The sequence below is a fragment of the Achromobacter sp. GW823-FHT04E03 genome (assembly GCF_058796095.1).
Genome location: NZ_JBXAIJ010000001.1, coordinates 187,699 through 211,450 on the forward strand (window position 1 = coordinate 187,699; position 23,752 = coordinate 211,450).

The window sequence follows — 23,752 nt, forward strand, 5'->3', positions numbered from 1 at the left end:
AGGGCGGGCCGTCGGGTAGCGACCGGGAAGCGGACGCTCAGGCAGGCGTCATGCCGCTATGGCGCAGCAGGGCGTCGATGCGAGGCGCACGTCCGCGGAAGGCGGCGAAGGACTCGGCCGCCGGGCGCGAACCGCCTACTGCCAGCACTTCGCGCCGGAAGCGTGCGCCCGTTTCGGGATCCAGCGTGCCCAGCGCGTTGCCGGCCTGGCGGGCCGCCGCCTCTTCGAAGGCCTCATAGGCGTCGGCCGACAGCACCTCTGCCCACTTGTAGCTGTAATAGCCCGCGCCGTAGCCGCCCGCGAACAGGTGCGAGAAGGCATGCGGCAGACGGTGCCAGGCGGGCGGGAACAGCACGGCCACTTCCTGGCGCACTTCCTGCAGCAGTGCCAGCACTTCGGCAATCGACGCGCCCTGGGCGCGGTCATGCATCAGCATGTCGAACAGCGCGAACTCGATCTGGCGCACGGTCTGCATGCCGCTCTGGTAGTTGCGGGCGGCGACCAGGCGGTCGTAGAGCGCGCGCGGCAGGGGCTCGCCCGTGTCCACATGGGCGGACAGCTTCTGCACCACCGCCCATTCCCAGCAGAAGTTCTCCATGAACTGCGAGGGCAGCTCGATGGCGTCCCATTCCACGCTGGCGAAGGCCGCCGCGCCGGGCTCGTCCACTTCGGACAGCAGGGCATGCAGCGCATGGCCGGTTTCATGGAACAGCGTGATGACGTCGTCGTGCGTCAGGACGGCGGCTTTGTCGCCGTTGGGGCGCGAGAAATTGCAGGTCAGGTAGGCGATGGGCGTCTGCACCTTGCCAGCCACGACGCGGCGCGTGCGTTCGCTGTCGACCCAGGCGCCGCTTTGCTTGCCGGCGCGGGCGTACAGGTCCAGATACAGATAACCGATGAGTTCGCCCTTGGGGCTTTCCACGCGCACGCCGCGCACGTCGCCATGCCAGGACGAGACGGGCGTTTCAGCCAGGCGCACATCGAACAGGGTCTCGATGACCTCGAACAGGCCCGACAGCACGCGCGGCTCGGTGAAATACTGCTTCACCTCGTCTTCGGAGTAGGCGTAGCGCGATTCGCGCAGGCGCTCGGAAGCGTAGGCCACGTCCCAGGGCTGCAGGTCGTCCAGGCCCAGTTCGCCGGTGGCGTAGGCTTTCAGTTCAGCCAGGTCGCGCTGGGCGTAGGGCTTGGCGCGCGCGGCCAGGTCGCGCAGGAACACGGTGACTTCCTGCGCGTCGCGGGCCATGCGGGTCTGCAGGCGCAGCGCGGCGAAGGTGCCCAGGCCGAGCAGGCCGGCTTCCTCGGCGCGCAGGGCCAGCAGCTCTTCGATGAGCGGCGAATTGTCGAACTTGCCGTCGCCGTGTTCCGACGCCACGGTGCCGTAGCCGCGGTACAGCGCCTCGCGCAGCGTACGGTCCTGGGCGTACTGCATCACCGGCAGGTAGCACGGCATCTTCAGCGTGAGCTTCCAGCCCGGCTTGCCGTCTTCCTCGGCCGCGGCGCGGGCCGCGGCCTGTACGTCGGCCGGAATGCCGGCCAGGCGGGCTTCGTCCTCGACCAGCAGCGCCCAGGCGTCGATCGAGTCCAGCACGTTTTCAGAGAACTTCTGCGAGGCCTGGGCCTCGCGGTCGGAAATGGCGGCGTAGCGTTCGCGGTCTGCGCCTTGCAGCTCCACGCCGCTCAGGCGGAAGTCGCGCAGGGCCATTTCCACGATGCGGCGGCGCACTGGCGTCCAGGACGCGAAATCGGGGGCGGCGGCCAGGCGCTGGTACTGCTTGTACAGGCCTTCGTGCAGGCCGACCCAGGTGGAGAATTCGGTCACCAGGGGCAGGGCGGCGTTGTAGGCTTCGCGCAGTTCCGGGGTGTTGACCACGGCGTTCAGGTGGCCGGCGACCGACCAGGCGCGCCACAGGCGCTCCGAGGCCGTGTCCAGCGGCTCAACCACGGCTTCCCAGGTGGGCGCCAGCGCGGGATCGGCGGCGCGGCCCACGGCCTGGCGGGCGATGCCCAGCAGTTCCTCGACCGCCGGCACGATGTGTCCGGGCTTGACGGCCGCGTAGTCGACGAGGTCGGAGACAGGGGCGAGCAGGGGGTTCTGGGTCATGGTGTTACAGGCTGGGAAGAGGTGAGCAGCGCCACGAGGCGCCGGCAAGGGCATGAGAATCAGGTGAGGGCGATCTGCCCGAACGCAAGGGCAGATCGCAATCCCCGTCCCGCGGCCTGGCCGGCCGCGGGTACGCCGGCCGTCAGGCTGCGGCGCGTTCGGCCGCTTCGATGGTGTTGACCAGCAGCATGGCGATGGTCATGGGGCCCACGCCGCCCGGAACGGGCGTGATGGCGCCGGCCACTTCCTTGGCCGAGGCGAAGTCCACGTCGCCGCACAGCTTGCCGTCGGCGCCGCGGTTGATGCCCACGTCGATGACGACCGCGCCGGGCTTGATCATCGAACCGTCGATCATGCCGGGCTTGCCGGTGGCGACCACCAGCACGTCGGCGCGGCGGGTCTGGGCCGCCAGGTCGCGCGTCTTGGAATTGCAGATGGTGATGGTGGCGCCGGCCTGCAGCAGCAGCATCGCCATGGGCTTGCCGACGATGTTGCTGGCGCCCACGATCACGGCCTCGGCGCCGCGCAGCGTCACGCCTTCCGATTCCAGCATCTTCATCACGCCATAGGGCGTGCAGGGGCGGAACAGCGGCTGGCCGGTCATGAGCAGGCCGGCGTTGCTGATATGGAAGCCGTCCACGTCCTTCTCGGCCGCGATGGCCTCGATGACCTTGTGCGAGTCCATGTGCTTGGGCAGCGGCAACTGCACCAGGATGCCGTGGATGGTCGGGTCCTGGTTCAGGATGGCGATGCGGGCCAGCAGTTCGGCCTCGGTCATGTCCGCGGGGTACTGCTCCTTGACGGAATGCAGGCCGGCCTTTTCGCAGGCGGCTACCTTGTTGCGGACGTACACCTGGGAAGCGGGGTCTTCACCCACCAGCACCACGGCCAGGCCGGGGCGCGTGCCCTTGGCGGCCAGGGCCGCAACGCGTTGGGCAGCTTCTTCGCGAATGCGCGCCGACAGGGCCGCGCCGTCGATAATCCTTGCCGTCATGCCGTCGCCTCGGGTTTGGCCAAGGCCACTTTCATCAAATCAGCTACGGTGGTCACTTCAAGTTTTTCCATGATGTTGGCGCGGTGCGCCTCTACGGTCTTGATGCTGATGCCCAGGTCGTCGGCAATCTGCTTGTTCAAGCGGCCGGCGACGATGCGCTCCAGCACCTGCTGCTCGCGCGCGGTCAGGCGCGCCAGCATGGCTTCGTGGTCTTTCTGGGCCTGGTGCTTGCTCACGCGCTGCGTGGCCTGCTCCAGCATGCGCGCCACGATCTCGCGCAAATCGGATTCATTGAACGGCTTTTCCAGGAAGTCGACCGCGCCTTTCTTCATGGTGGACACGGCCATCGGTACGTCGCCGTGGCCGGTGATGAACACGATGGGCAGCGGCGCATTTCGGGCGATCAGCTGCTCCTGCAGTTCCAGGCCGCTCATGCCGGGCATGCGCACGTCGGCGATCAGCACGCCGATCTGGCTGGCGTCGTAGTCTTCCAGGAAGGACTCGCCGCTGGCGTAGGCGCGAACGCGATAGCCATTGGCCTCCAATAGCCAGCGCAGCGAATCGCGGACCGCTTCGTCGTCGTCAACAATGAAAACCGTGCTCGACAGGTGGGGCGTGTTCATGCGTGCAACTCCTCGGACTGATCGTTCTGGGCCTGCGACTGGGGTGCAGCGCAGGGCAGGGTAAAGCGGAAAATGGTGCCACCGGCGGGATTGGGATCCGCCCACAAGCGGCCGTGGTGCGATTCAATAATGGTACGGCAGATGTTCAGCCCCATGCCCAGGCCCTGGGTCTTGGTGCTGAAGAAGGGTTCGAACAGGCGTTCGGGTTCGGCCAGGCCGTGGCCGCGATCGACCACCGCGACCTCGATGTGCTGTTCATGCAGGATCACGGCGACCTTGAGTTCGTCGGATTCGCTTTTTTCCATGGCCTCCAGCCCGTTCTTCAGCAGGTTCAACAGCACCTGCTCGATCAGGATGGGGTCGGCCAGCACGTCCGGCGCGTTGGACGGCACGAAGCGGTCGATGCGGATACGGCGCTTGCGGGCGTCGATCTCGGCGAAACCGATGGCATTGTCCACGATCCGGCTGATGGCCACGCGCTGGCGGCGGGGCTCGCTGCGCTTCACGAATTCGCGGATGCGGCTGATGATCTTGCCGGCGCGCTCGGCTTGCGAGGCGGCCTTTTCCAGGGCCGGCAGCAGCATGTTGGGGCTGGTGTGGCCGGCCTTGACCAGGGCGACGGCGCCCATGCTGTAGTTGGCGATGGCGGTCAGCGGCTGGTTCAGTTCATGCGCCAGCGAAGACGCCATTTCGCCCATGGTGGTCAGGCGGCTGGTGAGCTGGATCTTTTCCTGCTGCACGCGCGAGGCTTCCTCGTGCACGCGGCGCTCGGTGATGTCGCGCGCCACCTGCATGCGCACGCGGCGGCCGTCGGTCCAGGCCAGCATGCGGTGGTGCACTTCGAACCAGCGCTGCACCGAGGGCGCGAAGACTTCCACGGATTCGTCGGTGAAGCGGCCGCGGCGGCCGGCCAGCAGCTCGTCGTGGCCGCCGGTCTGGGCGCCGAACACGCGGCGGTAGGTGCGGTTGGCGAACAGCAGTTCCAGGCCGTCGTGGGTGTCGGCGGTGACCGAGATGGCGTCGTCCAGGCCTTCCAGCACCGTCATGAAGCGCTCGTGCGCGGCGGTCAGGGCCTCGCGGATGCGCTTGGGCTCGGTGATGTCGGTCATGGAGGTCATCCAGCCGATCTGATTGCCGTTGGGGTCCAGTAGCGGGGACACATACATACGCGCCGTGAATCGCGATCCGTCGCGGCGCTGCGCCTCGACCTCCAGGCCGCTGCTGGGCGTCTTGCCGGACATCAGCACGTCCAGGGTGTGCTGATGCTGTTCATGGCGGCCCGGCACCCAATAAGGGAAGGGCGGGCTGCGGCCGATCAGGTCGGCCTCGTTCCAGCCGATCATGCGGCAGAAGGCCGGGTTCACGTAGGCGATGCGGCCTTCCATGTCCAGCACGCGCATGCCGGTGGACATGGAGTTCTCCATGGCGCGGCGGAATCCGGTTTCGGCGATCAGGGCGGCTTCGGCCGCCGAACGGAAACGGGTATAGCGCCACAGCATCAGCAGGCTGATGACGATCACACAGGACAGGGCCAGCACTACCCAGATCAGGCGCTGCTGGCGCATTTCCTGGTCGATGGTGACAAACATGACACTGTCGTCATGGATGCGCTGCAGCCAGAAAAACACCGCCATCACACAGATATAGAGGATCAGCACCATTGCTGGCGTGACCCAGTACACCCCGCGTCGGCGAGTGCGGGCGTGATCGTGGAACGGCGTAGGAATATTGGACTTGGGCGCGCTGGACATGGAATTCGGGCCGGATAGACCGCGCATTTTAGTGCGTGTTGGCAGGGATTTGCCGGGAATCGACTCGTCCTTTTGGAGTACCTAAGTAAAAGTATGACGCCAAAGCGTTCAGCTGGCTTTAAATTTTCCGCATTATGAAATGCCGTACCGCAACATGAAATTTTTCTTGCGACCGGTTAATCTTCTTTCTTAGAATGCCGGCTGATAGGGAACCGACCCAGTAGCAGGTCTCTAGAACAACCCGACCCCATGCCTTGCATGGTAGCCCGGATGATCCCGGCTACCATGCAATGTCCGCGAGTAGATAAGTAAGCGGGTGCGGTCACGAACATTCCAACAGGAGACACACGATGTCCTCTTACGCCCAGGCTGGCGCCGTACAGGCTGCCAACGACGAAGACACCCTTGAAACCCAGGAGTGGCTCGAAGCCCTGGCGGCTGTCCTTGATCGTGAAGGACCGCAGCGCGCCCACTATCTGCTCGAACGTCTGATCGACGAAGCCCGCCGTTCCGGCGCGCATATCCCGTTCTCGCCCAACACCGCCTACGTCAACACGATTCCCCCCGGCCTGGAGCCGGCGCACCCGGGCAACCTGGAGCTGGAATCGCGCATCCGTTCGTACGTGCGCTGGAACGCCATGGCCATGGTGGTCAAGGCCAACAAGCACAATCCGCCGGACGGCGGCGACCTGGGCGGCCACATCGCCTCCTTCGCCTCGCTAGCCACCATGATCGGCTGCGGCCAGAACCATTTCTGGCACGCCGAAGACGAAAACCACGGCGGCGACCTGGTCTACTTCCAGGGCCACACCTCCCCCGGCATGTACGGCCGCGCCTACCTCGAAGGCCGCCTGACCGAAGACCAGCTGAACCACTTCCGCCAGGAAGTGGACGGCAAGGGCCTGTCCTCGTACCCGCATCCCAAGCTGATGCCGGACTTCTGGCAGTTCCCGACGGTGTCGATGGGCCTGGGCCCGCTGATGGCCATCTACCAGGCCCGCTTCCTGAAGTACCTGCACGCCCGCGGCATCGCGGACACCAGCAAGCGCAAGGTCTGGGTGTTCTGCGGCGACGGCGAAATGGACGAACCCGAATCCCTGGGCGCCATCGCCTTGGCTGCCCGCGAAAAGCTGGACAACCTGATCTTCGTCATCAACTGCAACCTGCAGCGCCTGGACGGTCCGGTGCGCGGCAACGGCAAGATCATCCAGGAACTCGAAGGCGACTTCCGCGGTTCGGGCTGGAACGTGATCAAGCTGATCTGGGGTGGCTACTGGGATCCGCTGCTGGCGCACGACAAGGAAGGCATCCTGCGCAAGATCATGGAAGACACCGTCGACGGCGAGTACCAGGCGTACAAGGCCAACGACGGCAAGTTCGTGCGCGAACACTTCTTCGGAAAGCATCCGAAGCTGCTGGAAGCCGTGTCGCGCATGAGCGACGAAGACATCTGGCGCCTGAACCGCGGCGGCCATGACCCCCACAAGGTGTACGCCGCGTTCAACGCCGCCGCCACCCACGAGGGCCAGCCCACCGTCATCCTGGCCAAGACCATCAAGGGCTACGGCATGGGCCACGTCGGCCAGGCCAAGAACCCGACCCACCAGCAGAAGAAGCTGGAGCTGGACTCGATCCGCGAATTCCGCGACCGTTTCGGCATCCCGATTCCGGACGACCAACTGGCCGACCTGCCGTACTTCAAGCCGGCCGAAGACTCGCCCGAAATGAAGTACCTGCACGAGCGCCGTGCCGCGCTGGGCGGCTACCTGCCGCGCCGCCGCGCCAAGGCCGACGAACATCTCAAGGCCCCGGCGCTGGACGCCTTCAAGGCCGTGCTGGAGCCCACCGCCGAAGGCCGTGAAATCTCGACCACCCAAGCCTTCGTGCGCATCCTGAACCAGGTGCTGCGCGACAAGGAACTGGGTCCGCGCGTCGTGCCGATCCTGGCCGACGAATCGCGCACCTTTGGCATGGAAGGCCTGTTCCGCCAGATCGGCATCTACGCGCCGGAAGGCCAGAAGTACACCCCGGTCGACAAGGACCAGGTCATGTACTACAAGGAAGCGGCCGACGGCCAGCTCCTGCAGGAAGGCATCAACGAGGCGGGCGCGATGAGCTCCTGGATTGCGGCGGCCACGTCGTACTCCTCGAACAACCGCATCATGATCCCGTTCTTCATCTACTACTCGATGTTCGGGTTCCAGCGCATCGGCGACCTGGCCTGGGCGGCCGGCGACATGCAGGCGCGCGGCTTCCTCCTGGGCGGCACCGCCGGGCGCACCACGCTCAACGGCGAAGGCCTGCAGCACGAAGACGGCCACAGCCACATCCTGGCGTCGACCATCCCGAACTGCGTCTCGTACGACCCGACCTTCGGCCACGAACTGGCCGTGATCATCCAGCATGGCCTGAAGCGCATGGTGGAAGACCAGGAAAACGTCTACTACTACCTGACGGTGATGAACGAAAACTACCCGCAGCCCGGTCTGACCCAGGGCGACGAGGAAGGCATCATCAAGGGCATGTACAAGCTCAAGTCGCACGGCAAGGGCAAGAACCGCGTGCAGCTGATGGGCTCGGGCACCATCCTGCGCGAAGTCATGGCCGCGCAAGAACTGCTGGAAGCCGACTGGGGCGTGGCTTCGGACCTCTGGAGCGTCACCAGCTTCACGGAACTGCGCCGCAACGGCCTGGACGCCGAACGCCACAACATGCTGCACCCCGACGAGAAGAAGCCGCAGGTGGCTTACGTCACGGAACAGCTGGCCAAGACGGAAGGCCCGATCATCGCGTCGACCGACTACATGAAGCTCTTCGCCGACCAGATCCGTCCGTTCGTGCCCAAGGGCCGCGAGTACAAGGTGCTGGGCACCGACGGTTTCGGCCGCTCGGATTTCCGCTCGAAGCTGCGCGAGCACTTCGAAGTGGATCGCCACTTCGTCGTCGTCGCCGCGCTGCGCGCGCTGGCCGACGAAGGCAAGGTGCCGGTCGCCAAGGTGGCCGAAGCCATCAAGAAGTACGGCATCAATCCGAACAAAGCCAACCCGCAATACGCCTGAGGGTAAAGAGACATGAGCAACATCGTGCAAATCAAGGTTCCCGACATCGGCGACTTCAAGGAAGTGGAAGTCATCGAAGTGCTGGTGGCGGTGGGCGACACGATCAAGGCTGAACAAAGCCTGATCACCGTCGAGTCCGACAAGGCCTCGATGGAGATCCCCGCGTCGCAAGGCGGCGTGGTGAAGTCGATCAGCGTGAAGGTGGGCGACAAGGTTGCCGAAGGCACGGTCGTGCTGGAAGTGGAAGCGTCGGGCGCGGGCGAGGCTGCGGCCCCCGCGGCTGCGCCGGCCAAGGAAGAGGCTCCCAAGGCCGAAGCCCAGGCTGCCGCGCAGCCGGCCGCTGCTGCCGCTGCCGCCGCACCGGCCACCTCCAGCGGTCCGGTGAACATCGAAGTGCCCGACATCGGCGACTTCAAGGAAGTCGAAGTCATCGAAGTCATGGTCGCGGTGGGCGACACCATCAAGGCCGAGCAAAGCCTGATCACCGTCGAGTCCGACAAGGCCTCGATGGAAATCCCCGCCTCGCAAGGCGGCGTGGTCAAGGAAGTGAAGGTCAAGGTCGGCGACAAGGTTGCCAAGGGCTCGGTCGTGGTCGTGGTGGAGGGCGCCGCGCCCGCCGCCGCTGCCGCCGCAGCCCCGGCTCCGGCCGCCAAGGCAGAGGCCGCTGCCGCGCCCGCCGCCAAGGCCGAAGCGCCTGCGCCTGCCGCGCAGCGTCCGGCTCCGGCCGCCGCGCTCGAAGACGCCAACCTCAAGCCCGGCCAGCTGCCGCACGCGTCCCCCTCGGTGCGCAAGTTCGCGCGCGAACTGGGCGTCAACCTGAGCAAGGTCAAGGGCTCCGGTCCCAAGGACCGCATCACCGCCGACGACGTGCGCGGCTTCGTCAAGCAGGCGCTCGCCGCTGGTCCGGTGGCCGCTGCCGGCGGTTCGGCCGATGGCGCCGCGCTGGGCCTGTTGCCGTGGCCGAAGGTCGACTTCACCAAGTTCGGCCCGATCGAAGCCAAGCCGCTGTCGCGCATCAAGAAGATCTCCGGCGCGAACCTGCACCGCAATTGGGTCATGATCCCGCACGTCACCAACAACGACGAAGCGGACATCACCGACCTGGAAGCGCTGCGCGTCACGCTGAACAAGGAAAACGAGAAGTCGGGCATCAAGGTCACGATGCTGGCCTTCCTGATCAAGGCCGTGGTCGCGGCCCTGAAGAAGTTCCCCGAGTTCAACGCTTCGCTGGACGGCGACAACTTGGTGCTCAAGCAGTACTACCACATCGGCTTCGCCGCCGACACGCCCAACGGGCTGGTGGTGCCGGTGATCCGCGATGCCGACAAGAAGGGCATTCTGCAGATCGCCCAGGAAATGACCGACCTGTCCAAGAAGGCGCGCGATGGCAAGATCTCGCCCGCCGAAATGCAGGGCGGGTGCTTCTCGATCTCGTCCCTGGGCGGCATCGGCGGCACCTCGTTCACGCCCATCATCAACGCCCCTGAAGTGGCGATCCTGGGCGTGTCGCGCTCCTCGCACAAGCCCGTGTGGGACGGCAAGCAGTTCGTGCCGCGCCTGATCGTGCCGCTGTCGCTGTCGTACGACCACCGCGTCATCGACGGCGCCGCGGCCGCGCGCTTCAACGCCTATCTGGGCGCCTTGCTGGCCGACTTCCGCCGCATCGCGCTGTAAACGGGGAGCCCCATGAGCAATACCGTTCAAATCAAAGTGCCGGACATCGGCGACTTCAAGGAAGTGGAAGTCATCGAAGTGCTGGTGGCGGTGGGCGACACGATCAAGGCTGAACAAAGCCTGATCACCGTCGAGTCCGACAAGGCCTCGATGGAAATCCCCGCGTCGCAAGGCGGCGTGGTGAAGTCCATCAACGTCAAGGTCGGCGACAAGGTTGCCGAAGGCACGGTCGTGCTGGAAGTGGAAGCCGCCGCCTCGGGCGCTGCCGCCGCGCCGGCCGCCAAGGAAGCTCCCAAGGCTGCCGAGGCGCCCAAGCAGGCAGCCGCTCCCGCTGCGGCGCCTGCCGCCGCGCCCGCCGCGGCCAGCTTCAAGGGCGCGGCCGACGGCGAGTACGACATGCTGGTGCTGGGCGCCGGCCCCGGCGGCTACTCCGCCGCCTTCCGCGCCGCCGACCTGGGCCTGTCCGTGGTCCTGGTGGAGCGCTATGACACCCTGGGCGGCGTCTGCCTGAACGTGGGCTGCATTCCGTCCAAGGCGCTGCTGCACAACGCCGCCGTCATCGACGAAGCCCGCGAACTGGCCGCCCACGGCATCAGCTTCGGCGAGCCCAAGATCGACCTGGACAAGCTGCGCGGCTACAAGGACAGCGTGGTCGCCAAGCTGACCGGTGGCCTGGCCGGCATGGCCAAGGCTCGCAAGGTCACCGTGGTGCACGGCGTGGGCGAGTTCGCCGACCCCAACCACCTGACCGTCAAGGCCGCCGACGGCAAGACCCAGACCCTGCGCTTCAAGCAAGCCATCATCGCCGCCGGCAGCCAGTCGGTGAAGCTGCCGTTCCTGCCCCAGGACGACCGCATCGTCGACTCCACCGGCGCCTTGTTGCTGCGTGAAGTCCCCAAGAAGATGCTGATCATCGGCGGCGGCATCATCGGCCTGGAAATGGGCACGGTGTACTCCACGCTGGGCGCGCGCCTGGACGTGGTGGAAATGCTGGACGGCCTGATGCAGGGCGCCGACCGCGACCTGGTCAAGGTATGGCAGAAGAAGAACGCCTACCGCTTCGACAACATCATGTTGAAGACCAAGACCGTGGGCGCGGAAGCCAAGAAGGACGGCATCTACGTCAGCTTCGAAGGCGAGGGCGCGCCCAAGGAGCCGCAACGCTACGACCTGGTGCTGCAAGCCGTGGGCCGCAGCCCCAACGGCAAGAAGATCGGCGCTGACAAGGCTGGCATCGCCGTGACCGACCGCGGCTTCATCGAAGTCGATCGCCAGATGCGCACCAACGTGCCGCACATCTACGCTATCGGCGACATCGTCGGCCAGCCCATGCTGGCGCACAAGGCCGTGCATGAAGGCCACGTTGCCGCCGAAGCCGCCGCAGGCCAGAAGTCCTTCTTCGACGCCCGCGTCATTCCGTCGGTGGCCTACACCGATCCGGAAGTGGCCTGGGTCGGCCTGACCGAAGACGAAGCCAAGAAACAGGGCATCAAGATCGAGAAGGGCGTGTTCCCCTGGGCCGCCTCCGGCCGCGCCATCGCCAATGGCCGCGACGAAGGCTTCACCAAGCTCATCTTCGACGCGGAAACGCATCGCATCCTGGGCGGCAGCATCGTCGGCACCCATGCGGGTGACCTGATCAGCGAACTGGCCCTGGCCGTGGAAATGGGCGCCGACGTCGTCGATATCGCCAAGACCATCCACCCGCACCCGACCCTGGGTGAGTCGGTGGGCATGGCCGCCGAAGTTGCAGAAGGTGTTTGCACCGACTTGCCGCCGATGAAGAAGAAGTAATGCGCAGGAGGGCGGTCATGCCGCCCGCGCAATGCAAAAGCGCCGGCCCTGGACAGGGACCGGCGCTTTTTTTGTGTGCGTATGGCGCGGCGTTCAGGCGTGCGTATCGATGCGCGAACCCAGCGTGGCGTCTACTGCCAGCACCGGCAGCGACTGCATCAGCGTCAAGGCCGTGTCCGCTTGCGCATTGAGCGCCTTCTTCAGTACGCGGGCCTGTACTTCCTGCATGACATTCGCGTCCTGCAGGGCCAGGGCGGTATTGACGGTGTTGCTGATCGATGCGTCCATGCTTGGGGTGTCCTAGTGTTTGGAGGGTGGCTTGAGTCGGTATTGGATTATCGCGTGGACTGCGCCCGGATGCACGGGATTCGTGGCGGTCCTCACGGTCGATTCGGGCATTCCTTGATGGTGCCCCACGCGCGATTGGGCTCGCAGAACTGCCGGCGTGCGGCCCAGGCGCAGTCGGGGCGATCGAAGAACCCCAACGTCGCGCAACGCGCCATCTCGTTTTTCAGTTCTTCCACCCAGGCCATGGGGTCTACGGCGGGGATCTCAGTCATCCGCAGGGTAGACGTGGGTGTAGTGTTCATCGTGTCCGCCGCTGCGGGCGGCGCCGGGGCGTGCTCGGGTTGCGCCTGCGAGGCGGGTTGCTGCTCAGCAGGGGCGGGCTGCGGCGCTGGGTTGGGCCCAGGTTGCGGTTCTGGCGAACCTGGGCCCGAATCCGAATCGGAGTCCGAATCTGAAACGGGTGTTGGCATCGCCGCCGGCGTCATTTCCGGGTGACCGAATACAGGTTCGGCGTTCGCAGGCGGTGCCGGCGTCAGAGGTATCCGTACCGGGCCGGCAGCCGTGGAGCCCGAAACTGTCGTATTCGGCGAGCTCCATGACACCACCAGCAAAACCAGCGCGCCATAGATTGCCAGCGTATACAGCACGGTCAATGTGGCATATCCCACGCGTTTACCCGTGATCGGCCGCGCGTCTTCGCGTCCTACCAGGGCGCGCCAGCGGACCAGTGCAGCGCCAGGCGCCGATATTAACCACCAGAACATCCGCCGTAGCGGACCGGGTTCCTGCGGAGTGGGCGCGGCCTGCGCCTGCGCCACCAGCAATTCGCGCAAGGCGCGGTTCTCTTCGCGCAGACGCAGGGTCTGCTCATCCATCGGCGCCTGGGCATCGGGATCCGGAATGCTGCTGTGCTGCGTAGCGAGTGGATCGGGAGGCGTCGCGGTCATGTTGTGAAAATTATTGATACAAAGCGTGCAGCCGCGAGTATGAGGCAATCGGAGGAAGTGAAAAAGGGGAACAGTCCGAAAAAATGGGGCTTGATTAGGACTCGAAGGGGGATTACCGCAGGAACCGGCAAAAACCTGCGTTCTTCCAACGATTTAGCCAGCGCGGCCGCTGATACTCTCCCCACACTTGCCACAGCTACTTGCCCGATGCGGAGTTTTTTTGAACGCGCCTGAGTCCTTACCCGATGGGGGTCGCGAGGTTGCGATCGCTCCCGCCTTGGCCGACCACGCCATCAACTTCCTGAGTTCGCCGGGCCACTTGCGGGCGACGGCGCATTTGTATGGTCTTTCCAGTGTGCCACTGGATCAGGCTCGCGTGCTGGTACTCGGGTGCCGCGCAGGAGCCAATGTCTTCCCTTTTGCCGCGGCCTATCCTCAAGCTCGTGTGGTCGGGATCGACCCTGACGCCGGCCAAATCGAGCTGGCGCGTCAGCATGCCGAGGGGCTGGGCTTGGGAAACGCGGAGTTCTTTGCGGCCGATTACGCCGCGGTGACGCCGGAGTTGGGCGAATTCGACTATATCGTCGCCCATGATGTCTACAGTTTGCTGGATCGCAGCCAGGCAGTCGAAATTCTGCGCATCTGCCGCCTGAACCTGTCGTTCGAAGGCATCGCGTACGTCAATTACGACACCTACCCGGGCGCGCGCGTGGACGAGGCGGTGCGCGACGCCATGTTGCTGTACGGCCATGGTGCCGACACCGCGGAAGAACAGACTGCTGCTGCCCGCACTGCTTTGACCCTATTTTCCAACGGAATGGCATCGGGCAATCCGATGGCCGGCGCCTTCGCCGCGGCTGCCGAGATTGGCAAAGCTGATCTCGATGCCGGGTTGTTCGGTTTCTCACGCCAGGCCTATTACTTCGTGGAGTTTTCGGAACTCGTGTCCGGTTACGCCTTGATCTGCGCGGGCGATGCCGAGCCGCAAATCGAGATGGCCGACACCTATGGAGGCAATGTATCGCTTGCGCATGGATTGCTGGGTCTCGGCAAGCCGCGGGTCTTGCGGCAACAGAACCTGGACTTTTCAGTCGGCCGCCGCCATCGCCGCACGCTCATTGTGCATCAGGAGCGCGCGGAGCAGGCTTCGCCGCAGATCGATGTGGCGCGTTTGATGGAATTACGCTGGGCCGGCCGGTTCAGGCGTTGCGCGCTGGGCCTGCGCGACGTCAAGAATATCTATTTCGAAACCTCGCCAGGACAGGTGTTCTGCACCGACGATCCCGTGGTTCAGCGTGTCCTGGATGCGCTGGGTTGCGCTTGGCCCGAGTCGCTCGATGCGGCGGGCCTGGCTGACTTCGTGGCTGCGGGGCCGTCGGTGGGCGAGGGCAAGACGGCATTTGAAGCAACGCAGGCAGCGCTGCTGTATCTGGTGCGCCGCGGACTCGTGCGTTACTCGGTGGATCGCACGCCTTACGATACGATCGGGGCGGACGCCCTGGCCGTGGTTGCGCAGGCGCTTCCCGCACTTGCAGACCGCGAGCGGGGCGGGCAGGCTCCGTTGTTCAACTGGTGGCACGAGCCAGTGACCGAGACCATCGACCGGCACGTGCTGGAACTGCTGGCTCAAGGGCAGTCCCTGGCGGCGCTGGACGCCTATGTCGAAAAAGAGAAGGCCGAGTCGAAATCGAGCGGCCCGCTTGGCGAAAAGCCGGCGACTGCGCCGCAGGGTGTGTCTCTGACTCAGCAATTGCGGATGCTGCGGCGGTCCGCCTTGGTGCTTGCCGGGCCAACACGTTGGCGCGATTTCCTGGCGGATGGCCTGGAGGCCAGCAAGGGCGAGCGCCATTCATGGATGCTCTATGTGCAGGCATTGTCGAGGTGCCTGTTGCAGCAAGTACCCCTCAAGGGACTGCGGGGTGTCACCCCTGCACAGCACAGGGAGGCCGTGGAGCTGCGGAATCTCGCGTACAAGGGCAAGGTCAGCGCCGAGACCGAGGCGCAAGTGCGCCGCCTGATCAAGCAGGCTCCCCGGAACGATGCCGCGTGGGACGCGCTGTCGTGCATTGTGCGCGACAAGGGTGAGAACACTGAATCGTTGATGGCCTTGCTGCATGCGCTTCGCCTGGATCCGACGCCTGCGCACCGCTACGCCCTGCTGGCCCTGACGCTGTTGGCGCGGGATTCGTTGGATGACGCGGAGCAGAGCGCCTTGCTGGCGCTGACGATTCATCCGAAGTACGCCTCCGCGCACAACGTCCTGGGTAGCTGCTATCACAAGGCCTCGCGCTTCTACGACGCGATTTATCACTACGGGCGCGCCCTGGAAGAGGATCCTTCGGTCGTGGATTCCCACGGCAACTTGGGTGTGGTCCTGGCGGATATCGGCGATTTCGACGGGGCGGAGAAAAAGTACAAGGAAGTGCTACGCCTGGTACCGGACAATCCACAGGTCTGGGGTAGTCGGTTTTTCGGCTTGAATTATTTCCCCGATCGTACGGCCGAACAGATTTTCGAGGTCTACAAGGAATTCGAAGAGATATTTGGCAAGCCGATGCGCAAGCATTGGTTGCCTCACCGCAACGACAAAGATCCCGGACGACGGCTGCGGATCGGCTATGTCTCGCCGGATATCCGATTCCACCCCGTGACCCTGTTTCTTGAGCCCCTGATGGCTCACCACAATCCGGACGAATTCGAGGTGCATATCTACGCACACCTGGGTGTCGAGGACAAGGTGACCGAAGCGTTCAAGGGGTACGCCCAGCACTGGACGCGCACGAACGGCATGACGGACGACGCGCTGGCGCGTCGCATACGCGCCGACAAGATCGACATTCTGGTGGATCTGGCCGGCCATACCGGCAACAACCGCCTAGGCGTATTTGCGCGCAAGCCGGCTCCCGTCCAGCTCACATGGTTGGGTTTCGGATGCACGACCGGCCTGACGGCCATTGATTACATCCTGAGCGATGCTGAAATGGTGCCGCCTGGATCCGATCATTTGTTCGCGGAGAAGCCTTGGCGCTTGAGCGGCAGCAATTTTGCCTACAGGCCGAAATCCGGAATGGGTGATGCAGGGCCGCTGCCGGCCCTGGCCAATGGCCATGTTCGGTTCATCACGCTCTCCAGGGCAATCCGTTTCAACGATCATCTGATTCGCACGTGGGCGGAGATCATGCGCCGGGTGCCGTCATCCAAGCTGGTGGTGGATAGCCGCAGTTACGTGTCCCCTGGACTGAAGGAAGAGCTGGAGTCGCGGTTCGCGGTACACGGTGTGCAGGCATCGCGTCTCGAAATCGGCTTTCATTCACCTCCTTGGGACCTGCTGCGCAGCGCGGACATTACGCTAGATTGTTTTCCGCACAACTCCGGAACGACGTTGTTCGAGAGCCTCTATCAAGGCCTTCCGTTCATTACGCTGGCGGGCCGGCCCGGCGTCGGCCGTATTGGCGCGTCCACCCTGATAGGCCTGGGGCGCGGCGACTGGATCGCGTCGACCGAGGCGGAATACATCGATAAGGTGGTGGCGCTGGCCAGCGATATTCCGGCGCTCGAGCGCATACGCGCCGGACTGCGTGCCGAAATGCAGGCCAGCAGCCTCATGGACGAACCCGCTTTTGCGCGTAAGGTCGAGACGGCCTTTCGCGCCATGTTCAAACAATGGTGTGAGAAACAAGCATGAAGGCAATTATTCTTGCGGGTGGCCTGGGCACGCGCATTTCCGAAGAAACGCATGTCAAGCCGAAGCCCATGGTGGAGATCGGCGGAAAACCCATCCTGTGGCACATCATGAAGATGTACTCGGCCCACGGCGTCAATGATTTCGTGATCTGCTGCGGCTACAAGGGCTATGTCATCAAAGAGTACTTTGCCAATTACTTCCTGCATATGTCGGACGTGACGTTCGACATGGCCAACAACCAGATGGAAGTGCATCAGCGCAAGGCAGAGCCCTGGCGCGTCACCCTGGTGGATACGGGAGACGACACCATGACTGGCGGACGCCTCAAGCGCGTGGCCGCTTACGTCAAGGACGAAGACGCATTTTGCTTTACCTATGGTGACGGGGTCGCCGACGTGGATATCTCCGCGTTGATCGCGTTCCACCGCAAGCACGGACGCTCGGCGACCGTCACGGCTGTGCAGCCCCCCGGGCGCTATGGCGCCTTGAAGATGGAGAACGATCTGGTGGCGGGCTTCACGGAGAAGCCGCGCGGCGATGGCGGCCTGATCAATGGCGGTTTTTTCGTGCTCTCTCCCAAGGTCCTGCCGCTGATCGAAGGCGACCATATTTCCTGGGAAATGGAGCCATTGGAAACCCTGGCGCGCAATGGCGATCTCATGGCTTACAAGCACATGGGTTTCTGGCAACCCATGGACACGCTGCGTGAAAAGCGCATGCTGGAATCCCTGTGGGAAGCGGGCAAGGCGCCCTGGAGGGTGTGGTGATCAGCGACGCCGCCAGTTTCTGGCGCGGCAAGCGTGTCTTCCTGACTGGCCACACCGGCTTCAAGGGGGGCTGGATGGCGCTGTGGCTACGCCTGCTGGGGGCCGAAGTATGCGCCGCGTCGTTGGCGCCGCCTGTCGGTCAGACCAGCCTGTTTGAGGCGGCCGGCATCGCCCGCGTGCTGGACAGCCACATTCTCGATATCCGCGATGCGGCAGGGCTGGCTGTGCTCGTACGCCAAGCGCAACCTGAAATCGTGCTGCACTTGGCAGCCCAGCCGCTGGTCCGCGCCAGCTACCGCGAACCGCTGCAGACCTTCGACACCAACGTAATGGGGACGGCGCATGTCCTGGATGCGCTGCGCGGCCTGCCGGACGCGCGCGTGGCGCTGTGCATCACGACCGACAAGGTCTATCGCAACGAGGAATGGCCGCATCCATATCGCGAGGGCGACGCCTTGGGCGGACACGACCCCTACAGCGCCAGCAAGGCTGCCGCCGAATTGGTCGCGGCCTGTTACCGCGATGCGTTCCTGGCGCAGCAGGGTGTCGCCGTTGCAACCGCCCGGGCGGGGAACGTCATAGGCGGCGGCGATTGGTCCGAAGACCGTTTGCTGCCTGATGCCGTGCGAGCCTGGCAGGCCCAGGGCAAGCTTGAAATCCGTAATCCGGGATCGACTCGTCCCTGGCAGCACGTCCTCGAACCCCTGGCCGGATATCTGCGCCTGGCGCGAACGCTATGGGAACGTCCCAACTTGGCCGGTCCGTACAATTTCGGGCCTCCGTCGCACGAGGCGGCTACGGTGCGCGAAGTGGTCGAGCTTGCCCGCGACGCCTATGGCAGCGGCGACGTGGTTTACGGTACAGCGGTCCAGGGGCCCCACGAAGCTGGCATGCTGACGCTCGATACGTCGCGCGCGCGTTCCATTCTGCAGGTGCAGGCGCGCTGGAGCCTGTCCCGTTCAGTGGCTGAAACAATGCAGTGGTACCGCGCCCAATACGAAGGCGCGGACGCGCGCGCCTTGTGTGAGGCGCAGATAGAGGCTTACGGCCCTCCGTGACTCTGGCGTGAGTCCTCGCGACACTGCCTAGACAAGAACACCTGATTTTAGAGAAATAGCATGAGTCCTAACGAAATTCGGGCGCAGATCGCCCTGCTGGTCGACCAGTATCACGAGGCCCAGGAGCGCGAGCGCGCAGCGTTCGCTCCAGGAAAGACCGTTGTGCCGCCTTCGGGCAAGCTGATCGGCGCGGCCGAGCTCAAGTCCATGGTCGAGGCATCGCTGGACGGTTGGCTGACGACGGGCCGCTTCAATGACGCCTTCGAACAACGCCTGGCCCAGTATCTGGGCGTAAAGCACCTGATCACCGTCAACTCCGGTTCCTCGGCCAATCTGGTGGCGTTTTCCACGCTCACTTCGCCGAAATTGGGCGAACGGGCTATCCGACGGGGCGATGAAGTGATTGGCGTGGCCGCGGGCTTTCCCACCACGGTCAACCCGATTCTGCAATTTGGCGCAGTACCCGTGTTTGTGGATGTGGAACTCGGCACCTACAACGTGGACGCCAGCCTGCTGGAGGCCGCGATCACCCCGCGCACCAAGGCCATCATGCTGGCGCATACGCTGGGCAACCCGTACAACCTGGACGTGGTGACGGCCTTGTGCAAGAAGTACGGCCTGTGGCTGATCGAAGACTGTTGCGACGCCTTGGGCTCGACCTATAACGGTCGCATGGTCGGAACCTTCGGTGATATCGGCACGCTCAGCTTCTATCCCGCGCATCACATCACGATGGGCGAGGGCGGGGCGGTCTTCACGAACGACCCGCACCTGAAGTTGATCGCGGAGTCGTTCCGCGACTGGGGCCGCGACTGCTACTGCGGACCCGGCAAGGACAATACCTGCGGACGGCGCTTCTGCCAGAAGCTGGGCAGCCTTCCCGAAGGCTACGACCACAAGTACACCTACTCGCACATTGGCTACAACCTGAAGATCACCGACATGCAGGCCGCTTGCGGCCTGGCGCAGTTGGACCGGGTCGAGGAGTTCGTGACGCAGCGCAAGGCCAATTTCCGCTTTTTGAAAGAGCGGCTGGCCTCCTGCGAGGAATTCCTGATCCTGCCCGAGGCCACGCCCGGTTCCGATCCTTCCTGGTTCGGCTTCCCGATCACGTTGCGGCCCGAAGCCGAAGTGCGCCGCGTCGACCTGCTGACGTACCTGGACCAGGACAAGATCGGCACGCGCTTGCTGTTCGCCGGCAACCTGACCCGCCAACCCTCGATGGTCGGCCAGCATTACCGCGTGGCGGGCGAGCTGACGAATACGGAAATCATCATGAACAACACGTTCTGGATCGGCGTGCAGCCTGCGTTGACTCCCGAGATGTTGGACTATGCCGCCAGCCGCATCGAGCTGTTCTTCGGCGTCGGGCTCTGACATGGAAGCCAGGGCCTTGGATATTCCGGGCTGCTACCTGTTCAGCCTTCCGCGCTTTCCCGATGCACGCGGCGAATTCCGCAAGCTTTTGCACGCGCCCACGCTGACCGCCTTGGGGTTGGAAGCCGACTATGCCGAATCCTATGTATCGGTATCGCATCGCGGCGTCTTGCGGGGCCTGCATTTCCAGGCGCCGCCGTCGGATCATGCCAAGCTCGTGACCTGCCTGTCGGGCCGGGCGCGCGATGGCTTGCTGGACCTGCGGCGGGGGTCGCCGACGTTCAAACAGTCCCTGTCCTTGATCCTGGACGGCGATGAGCCGCAAGCTGTTTATGTGCCTCGAGGCGTCGCCCATGGATTTGCCGCGCACCGGGACCAGACGGCATTGCTCTATTACACGACATCGGTTCACGATCCGTTGCGGGACGCGGGTGTCGACCCGCGCAGCGCCGGCATCGACTGGTGGGCTGGCGAATCAGGCATGAAAGAACCCATCATGTCGCCGCGCGATGCGGGCCTGCCTGCGCTGGACGATTTCATCACCCCCTTTACGTACGCAGGGGCGCCATGACGTCGCGGGTACTGGTTACCGGAGCCCGCGGATACGCGGGCGGGGCGGTTGCCGCATGCTTGCGCGCTCATGGCGTGGAGGTCGTCACCGCAGGCCGGGCGCCGTCGGATGACATCCGCCTGGACTTGTCGGATCCGGACGCCGTGGCCGGCTTGGCGCTCCCGGATGGCCTGGACGCCTGCATCCATGCAGCGGCGATGCACGAGGTGGCTTGCCGCGCCAATCCGTCATTGGCCTATGTCGTCAATGTCGCGGGAACCCGGGCTCTGTTGGAGGCCTGCGCGCGCGCGGGGATCGAGCGCCATGCCTATGTTTCCACTTTCCACGTGTTCGGGCGGCCCGCGGCGCTGTTGGACGAGCTGGCGCCCGCCGTGCCGGCCAACGACTACGGACTGACCCATAGGCATGCAGAAGAGTTGTATGCCCTGGCTGCGCGGGAGCAAGGCATGTCAGTGGACATCTTGCGGCCCGCGAATCTCTTCGGGGCGCCCGCTCGCTGGACAGGCTTCGACCGCTGGACCCTGGCGCCATTTGATTTCTGCCGCCAGGCGGTGGCAAACGGCCGGATCGTCCTGCATGGGCGAGGCAAAGCGCGGCGTAACTACTTGAGTGTGGAGCATTTCGCACAGGTGCTGGCGCGGCGTTTGCCAGGCGCCGGTTCCGGCGTGCTGCATGTGGCGGGGGCTGACTGGTTGATCCGCGATCTCGCGGGCCTGGCCGCGTCTCGTGCCAAGCGGCTCCTGGGTAGGAACATTCCGGTACAGTTCGGTTCGATTGAGGAGCTGCCCGCGCCTGACTACCAATTCATATCGCGGCATGAGGCTGCGGAGGGTGGCGATGCCAATGACGCCATGGCGACTTTCTTCGACAAGACCCTGGCACATCTGATGGAAGATAAGCGATGAATCGGCTATCCGTCCTGGCAAAGATCTCCCCCTTGGCCGATATCGAGCGATCGGTGCGCGGCAATAGTGTCACGGTGGGCGACCACGTCACGATAGACAGTTTCGTGAAGATCAAATTCGCCGGCGGTGACGGTGATGTGCTCATCGGCGACCATGTCTACCTGAATTCCGGCGTGGTCATCTATTCAGGCAACGGCGTCGACATTGGCCGCGGAACCCTGATCGCCGCCAATACTACGCTGGCGCCCACCAATCACGAGTATCGCCGCAGCGATCTGACCATCATTGAGCAGCGGTTCATGCCCAGCAAAGGCGGCATCCTGATCGAAGAGGATTGTTGGATCGGCGCCAACTGCGTGCTGTTGGACGGCTGTATATTGCGGCGCGGTTGCGTCGTTGCGGCGGGGACGGTGCTGCGTGGCGAATGGCCGGAATATGCGGTGATCGCAGGCAGCCCGGCGGCGGTGATACGTCATCGCACCCCGGATGCGTATTGAAAATCTATTGGAGTAGAGCAGGTGAAAGCAAACAAGAAGACTGCGCCTAAACCCGCCACCGGCCAGACGATGAGCGTGGATGACGCCTTCGGCGTCGCAGCGCGCGCGTGGCACGAGAATCGGCTGGCGGACGCAGCTCAAATTTGCAGGCAAATCCAGGCTATCCGCCCTGACCATCAGGGCGTCAAACACTTGAACCTGGCGATGCAGCATGGCGTACACGGCCTGATTTTCACGGCGATAGGCTTGGCGGATCCTGACTTGTACAGCATCGGTGACTATTCCTATGGGGTGCCGCAACCCGTTCTGCATAATCAGCCGCAGGAGCCTGCGCGGTTGTCGATCGGAAATTTCTGCACGATCGCTCATCACGTCGAGATCATTCTTGGAGCCTACCACCGCGAGGATACCTATACGATCTTTCCCTTCTCGGTGCCACAATTTGGTACGTTGTTCGCTTCCACGAAGGATATAACGGATTACTCGACGACGCGGGGCGGCGTCACGATCGGACACGATGTATGGATTGGCGCGGGCGCGCGAATCCTGTCCGGGGTGAAGATCGGTACGGGGGCGGTGATCGCCGCTGGTTCTGTCGTGTCGCGCGATGTCGGCGACTACGAAATCTGGATGGGAAATCCCGCGCAATTTCGGCGTCGGCGTTTCGATGAAGCCGTATCTGACCGCCTGATACGCATACGCTGGTGGGATTGGCCCAAGGACCTGATCGAGCGCCACGCTCGCGAGATCATGCTTGGCACGCCCGAAGCGCTGGACGCGCTGGAGCACGGCCATGAGGAATGGCTGGGGCAGGCAAGTGCGCAGGTGGTTGCGCCGTTCGAGATGGTGCGAGGACGTTCCGGGCTGATTCGTATGCGCCGCGGCGCCGGTTGGCAAGAGGGGCGTCCGACCTGGGTTGTGCTGCACGGTTCGCTGGGCAGTATCGCCACCGTCCAAGGCTTTGAACCCCACCTGTCCGATGCGAATTTATTGTTTGTTGACTTGCCCGGCTGCGGCGCCAGCACTGCACCTCAGGAAATGTCCGTCAATGGGTTCGTGGATGAATTGCTGCCCGCGTTGCTGACGGCTGCGCCCTCGGGTTTTGGCTTGCTGGGCGTGTCGTTTGGCGGCAGTGTCTCTTTGGAAATCGCGCGTCGTACGCCGCTGTGCAAGCAGGTGGTACTCCTTGATACGCCGTTCTCGGCCGCCAAGCTCTGGCACAACCACGCATTTCTGCGCGGTGCAATTGCCGCTCGACCGGATGACCGACACTTGCGCAGCTTCGCTCTGGAAATCTACGGCGTCACGCCAACCGCAGCGGTTGAGCGGGACTATTGGCCCTTGCTGAACGGTGTTACGCAGCCGGTGACCGTGGTGACCGGCAATGTTCCGATGCATCCTCCTCGCAATATGCCGCCGGTGCCATGTTGCTTGGATGAAGACGACTTGGCGCGCCTGGCGGCTCAGGGGTGCCGGGTGGAGCGCATCGCAGGTAGCCACGACCTGATCAACGAGAATCCTGCTGCTGTGGCGGCTGTGGTCCGCTCTGTGAAGCTGGAGGCCTAAGTACCGCGCGCAGCACGTCACCGAGTCTGTAGAAGCAAGCAATGAGCAAGAGGGTGGACGAGGTGTAGCCCACCCTTTTTTGCGGCTGCTGC

The 23,752-nt window shown here is 64.2% G+C and carries 17 protein-coding genes; 11 read left to right on the plus strand and 6 right to left on the minus strand.

Translation table 11 applies throughout. The features are described 5' to 3' along the window. Positions 1–37: 37 nt before the first annotated feature. From AC1RHV_RS00890 to AC1RHV_RS00905, 4 genes are all read right to left on the minus strand, one after another. Positions 38–2,104 (minus strand): M3 family metallopeptidase, encoded by a 2,067-nt coding sequence (locus tag AC1RHV_RS00890; protein ID WP_492299613.1) that lies wholly within the window; start codon positions 2,102–2,104, stop codon positions 38–40. Positions 2,105–2,246: 142 nt separating this feature from the next. Then, entirely contained in the window at positions 2,247–3,098 is an 852-nt protein-coding gene (gene folD, locus AC1RHV_RS00895; RefSeq protein ID WP_042793255.1) for a bifunctional methylenetetrahydrofolate dehydrogenase/methenyltetrahydrofolate cyclohydrolase FolD, read from the minus strand. Next, positions 3,095–3,721, minus strand: a complete 627-nt coding sequence (locus tag AC1RHV_RS00900; RefSeq protein ID WP_054456641.1) for a response regulator transcription factor — start codon at positions 3,719–3,721, stop codon at positions 3,095–3,097. Before AC1RHV_RS00900 ends, folD begins: the two co-directional genes overlap by 4 nt. Further along, positions 3,718–5,472: a PAS domain-containing sensor histidine kinase gene (locus AC1RHV_RS00905; RefSeq protein WP_013393358.1), complete on the minus strand. Its 1,755-nt coding sequence runs from the start codon at positions 5,470–5,472 to the stop codon at positions 3,718–3,720. Before AC1RHV_RS00905 ends, AC1RHV_RS00900 begins: the two co-directional genes overlap by 4 nt. Before the next feature lie 350 nt (positions 5,473–5,822). Here AC1RHV_RS00905 and aceE point away from each other — a divergent pair, with 350 nt between their 5' ends. The 3 genes from aceE to lpdA are packed head-to-tail and all read left to right on the plus strand — an operon-like array spanning position 5,823 to position 11,999. Continuing rightward, complete coding sequence (aceE, locus tag AC1RHV_RS00910) at positions 5,823–8,531, plus strand: pyruvate dehydrogenase (acetyl-transferring), homodimeric type (protein ID WP_059374398.1); 2,709 nt, start codon at positions 5,823–5,825, stop codon at positions 8,529–8,531. Between the two features lie 12 nt (positions 8,532–8,543). Next, positions 8,544–10,205 (plus strand): dihydrolipoyllysine-residue acetyltransferase, encoded by a 1,662-nt coding sequence (aceF, locus tag AC1RHV_RS00915; protein WP_492299614.1) that lies wholly within the window; start codon positions 8,544–8,546, stop codon positions 10,203–10,205. A gap of 12 nt (positions 10,206–10,217) precedes the next feature. Then, positions 10,218–11,999, plus strand: a complete 1,782-nt coding sequence (gene lpdA, locus AC1RHV_RS00920; protein ID WP_119451923.1) for a dihydrolipoyl dehydrogenase — start codon at positions 10,218–10,220, stop codon at positions 11,997–11,999. Positions 12,000–12,092: 93 nt separating this feature from the next. Here lpdA and AC1RHV_RS00925 read toward each other — a convergent pair whose 3' ends face one another. Both AC1RHV_RS00925 and AC1RHV_RS00930 read right to left on the minus strand, forming a co-directional pair. After that, positions 12,093–12,287, minus strand: coding sequence for a YjfB family protein (locus AC1RHV_RS00925; RefSeq protein WP_192354175.1), 195 nt, complete (start codon positions 12,285–12,287; stop codon positions 12,093–12,095). A gap of 92 nt (positions 12,288–12,379) precedes the next feature. Next, positions 12,380–13,234, minus strand: a complete 855-nt coding sequence (locus AC1RHV_RS00930; protein WP_492299615.1) for a hypothetical protein — start codon at positions 13,232–13,234, stop codon at positions 12,380–12,382. 277 nt (positions 13,235–13,511) lie between these two features. Between AC1RHV_RS00930 and AC1RHV_RS00935 the strand changes: the two genes are divergently transcribed. Genes AC1RHV_RS00935 through AC1RHV_RS00970 form a run of 8 tightly spaced genes read left to right on the plus strand, consistent with a single transcriptional unit; the run spans position 13,512 to position 23,660 of the window. Continuing rightward, positions 13,512–16,919 carry an O-linked N-acetylglucosamine transferase family protein gene (locus tag AC1RHV_RS00935; RefSeq protein WP_192351994.1) on the plus strand — a complete coding sequence of 1,136 codons (3,408 nt, stop codon included), beginning with the start codon at positions 13,512–13,514 and terminating at the stop codon, positions 16,917–16,919. Next, a complete protein-coding gene (gene rfbF / locus AC1RHV_RS00940) occupies positions 16,916–17,686 on the plus strand; it encodes a glucose-1-phosphate cytidylyltransferase (RefSeq protein ID WP_054456648.1) in 771 nt (256 codons plus the stop codon). The genes AC1RHV_RS00935 and rfbF overlap by 4 nt, the downstream gene beginning before the upstream one ends. Beyond that, complete coding sequence (gene rfbG / locus AC1RHV_RS00945) at positions 17,683–18,744, plus strand: CDP-glucose 4,6-dehydratase (RefSeq protein ID WP_306653273.1); 1,062 nt, start codon at positions 17,683–17,685, stop codon at positions 18,742–18,744. The genes rfbF and rfbG overlap by 4 nt, the downstream gene beginning before the upstream one ends. Positions 18,745–18,804: 60 nt before the next feature. Next, positions 18,805–20,121, plus strand: a complete 1,317-nt coding sequence (rfbH, locus tag AC1RHV_RS00950; RefSeq protein WP_054456649.1) for a lipopolysaccharide biosynthesis protein RfbH — start codon at positions 18,805–18,807, stop codon at positions 20,119–20,121. A gap of 1 nt (position 20,122) precedes the next feature. Continuing rightward, the gene (locus AC1RHV_RS00955) at positions 20,123–20,692 is read left to right on the plus strand and encodes a dTDP-4-dehydrorhamnose 3,5-epimerase family protein (protein WP_192351995.1); all 570 of its coding nucleotides are present in this window, start codon (positions 20,123–20,125) and stop codon (positions 20,690–20,692) included. After that, positions 20,689–21,597 carry an NAD-dependent epimerase/dehydratase family protein gene (locus AC1RHV_RS00960; RefSeq protein ID WP_054456651.1) on the plus strand — a complete coding sequence of 303 codons (909 nt, stop codon included), beginning with the start codon at positions 20,689–20,691 and terminating at the stop codon, positions 21,595–21,597. Before AC1RHV_RS00955 ends, AC1RHV_RS00960 begins: the two co-directional genes overlap by 4 nt. A gap of 32 nt (positions 21,598–21,629) precedes the next feature. Next, the gene (locus AC1RHV_RS00965; RefSeq protein WP_225590236.1) at positions 21,630–22,094 is read left to right on the plus strand and encodes an acyltransferase; all 465 of its coding nucleotides are present in this window, start codon (positions 21,630–21,632) and stop codon (positions 22,092–22,094) included. A gap of 21 nt (positions 22,095–22,115) precedes the next feature. Beyond that, positions 22,116–23,660 carry an alpha/beta fold hydrolase gene (locus AC1RHV_RS00970; protein ID WP_054456653.1) on the plus strand — a complete coding sequence of 515 codons (1,545 nt, stop codon included), beginning with the start codon at positions 22,116–22,118 and terminating at the stop codon, positions 23,658–23,660. Positions 23,661–23,752: the final 92 nt, after the last annotated feature.

Coding starts and splice junctions, on each gene's coding strand:
- AC1RHV_RS00890 (WP_492299613.1), bottom strand. CDS start 2,104: ATGACCCAGAACCCCCTGCTCGCCCCTGTCTCCGACCTCGTCGACTAC.
- folD (WP_042793255.1), bottom strand. CDS start 3,098: ATGACGGCAAGGATTATCGACGGCGCGGCCCTGTCGGCGCGCATTCGC.
- AC1RHV_RS00900 (WP_054456641.1), bottom strand. CDS start 3,721: ATGAACACGCCCCACCTGTCGAGCACGGTTTTCATTGTTGACGACGAC.
- AC1RHV_RS00905 (WP_013393358.1), bottom strand. CDS start 5,472: ATGTCCAGCGCGCCCAAGTCCAATATTCCTACGCCGTTCCACGATCAC.
- aceE (WP_059374398.1), top strand. CDS start 5,823: ATGTCCTCTTACGCCCAGGCTGGCGCCGTACAGGCTGCCAACGACGAA.
- aceF (WP_492299614.1), top strand. CDS start 8,544: ATGAGCAACATCGTGCAAATCAAGGTTCCCGACATCGGCGACTTCAAG.
- lpdA (WP_119451923.1), top strand. CDS start 10,218: ATGAGCAATACCGTTCAAATCAAAGTGCCGGACATCGGCGACTTCAAG.
- AC1RHV_RS00925 (WP_192354175.1), bottom strand. CDS start 12,287: ATGGACGCATCGATCAGCAACACCGTCAATACCGCCCTGGCCCTGCAG.
- AC1RHV_RS00930 (WP_492299615.1), bottom strand. CDS start 13,234: ATGACCGCGACGCCTCCCGATCCACTCGCTACGCAGCACAGCAGCATT.
- rfbF (WP_054456648.1), top strand. CDS start 16,916: ATGAAGGCAATTATTCTTGCGGGTGGCCTGGGCACGCGCATTTCCGAA.
- rfbH (WP_054456649.1), top strand. CDS start 18,805: ATGAGTCCTAACGAAATTCGGGCGCAGATCGCCCTGCTGGTCGACCAG.
- AC1RHV_RS00955 (WP_192351995.1), top strand. CDS start 20,123: ATGGAAGCCAGGGCCTTGGATATTCCGGGCTGCTACCTGTTCAGCCTT.
- AC1RHV_RS00960 (WP_054456651.1), top strand. CDS start 20,689: ATGACGTCGCGGGTACTGGTTACCGGAGCCCGCGGATACGCGGGCGGG.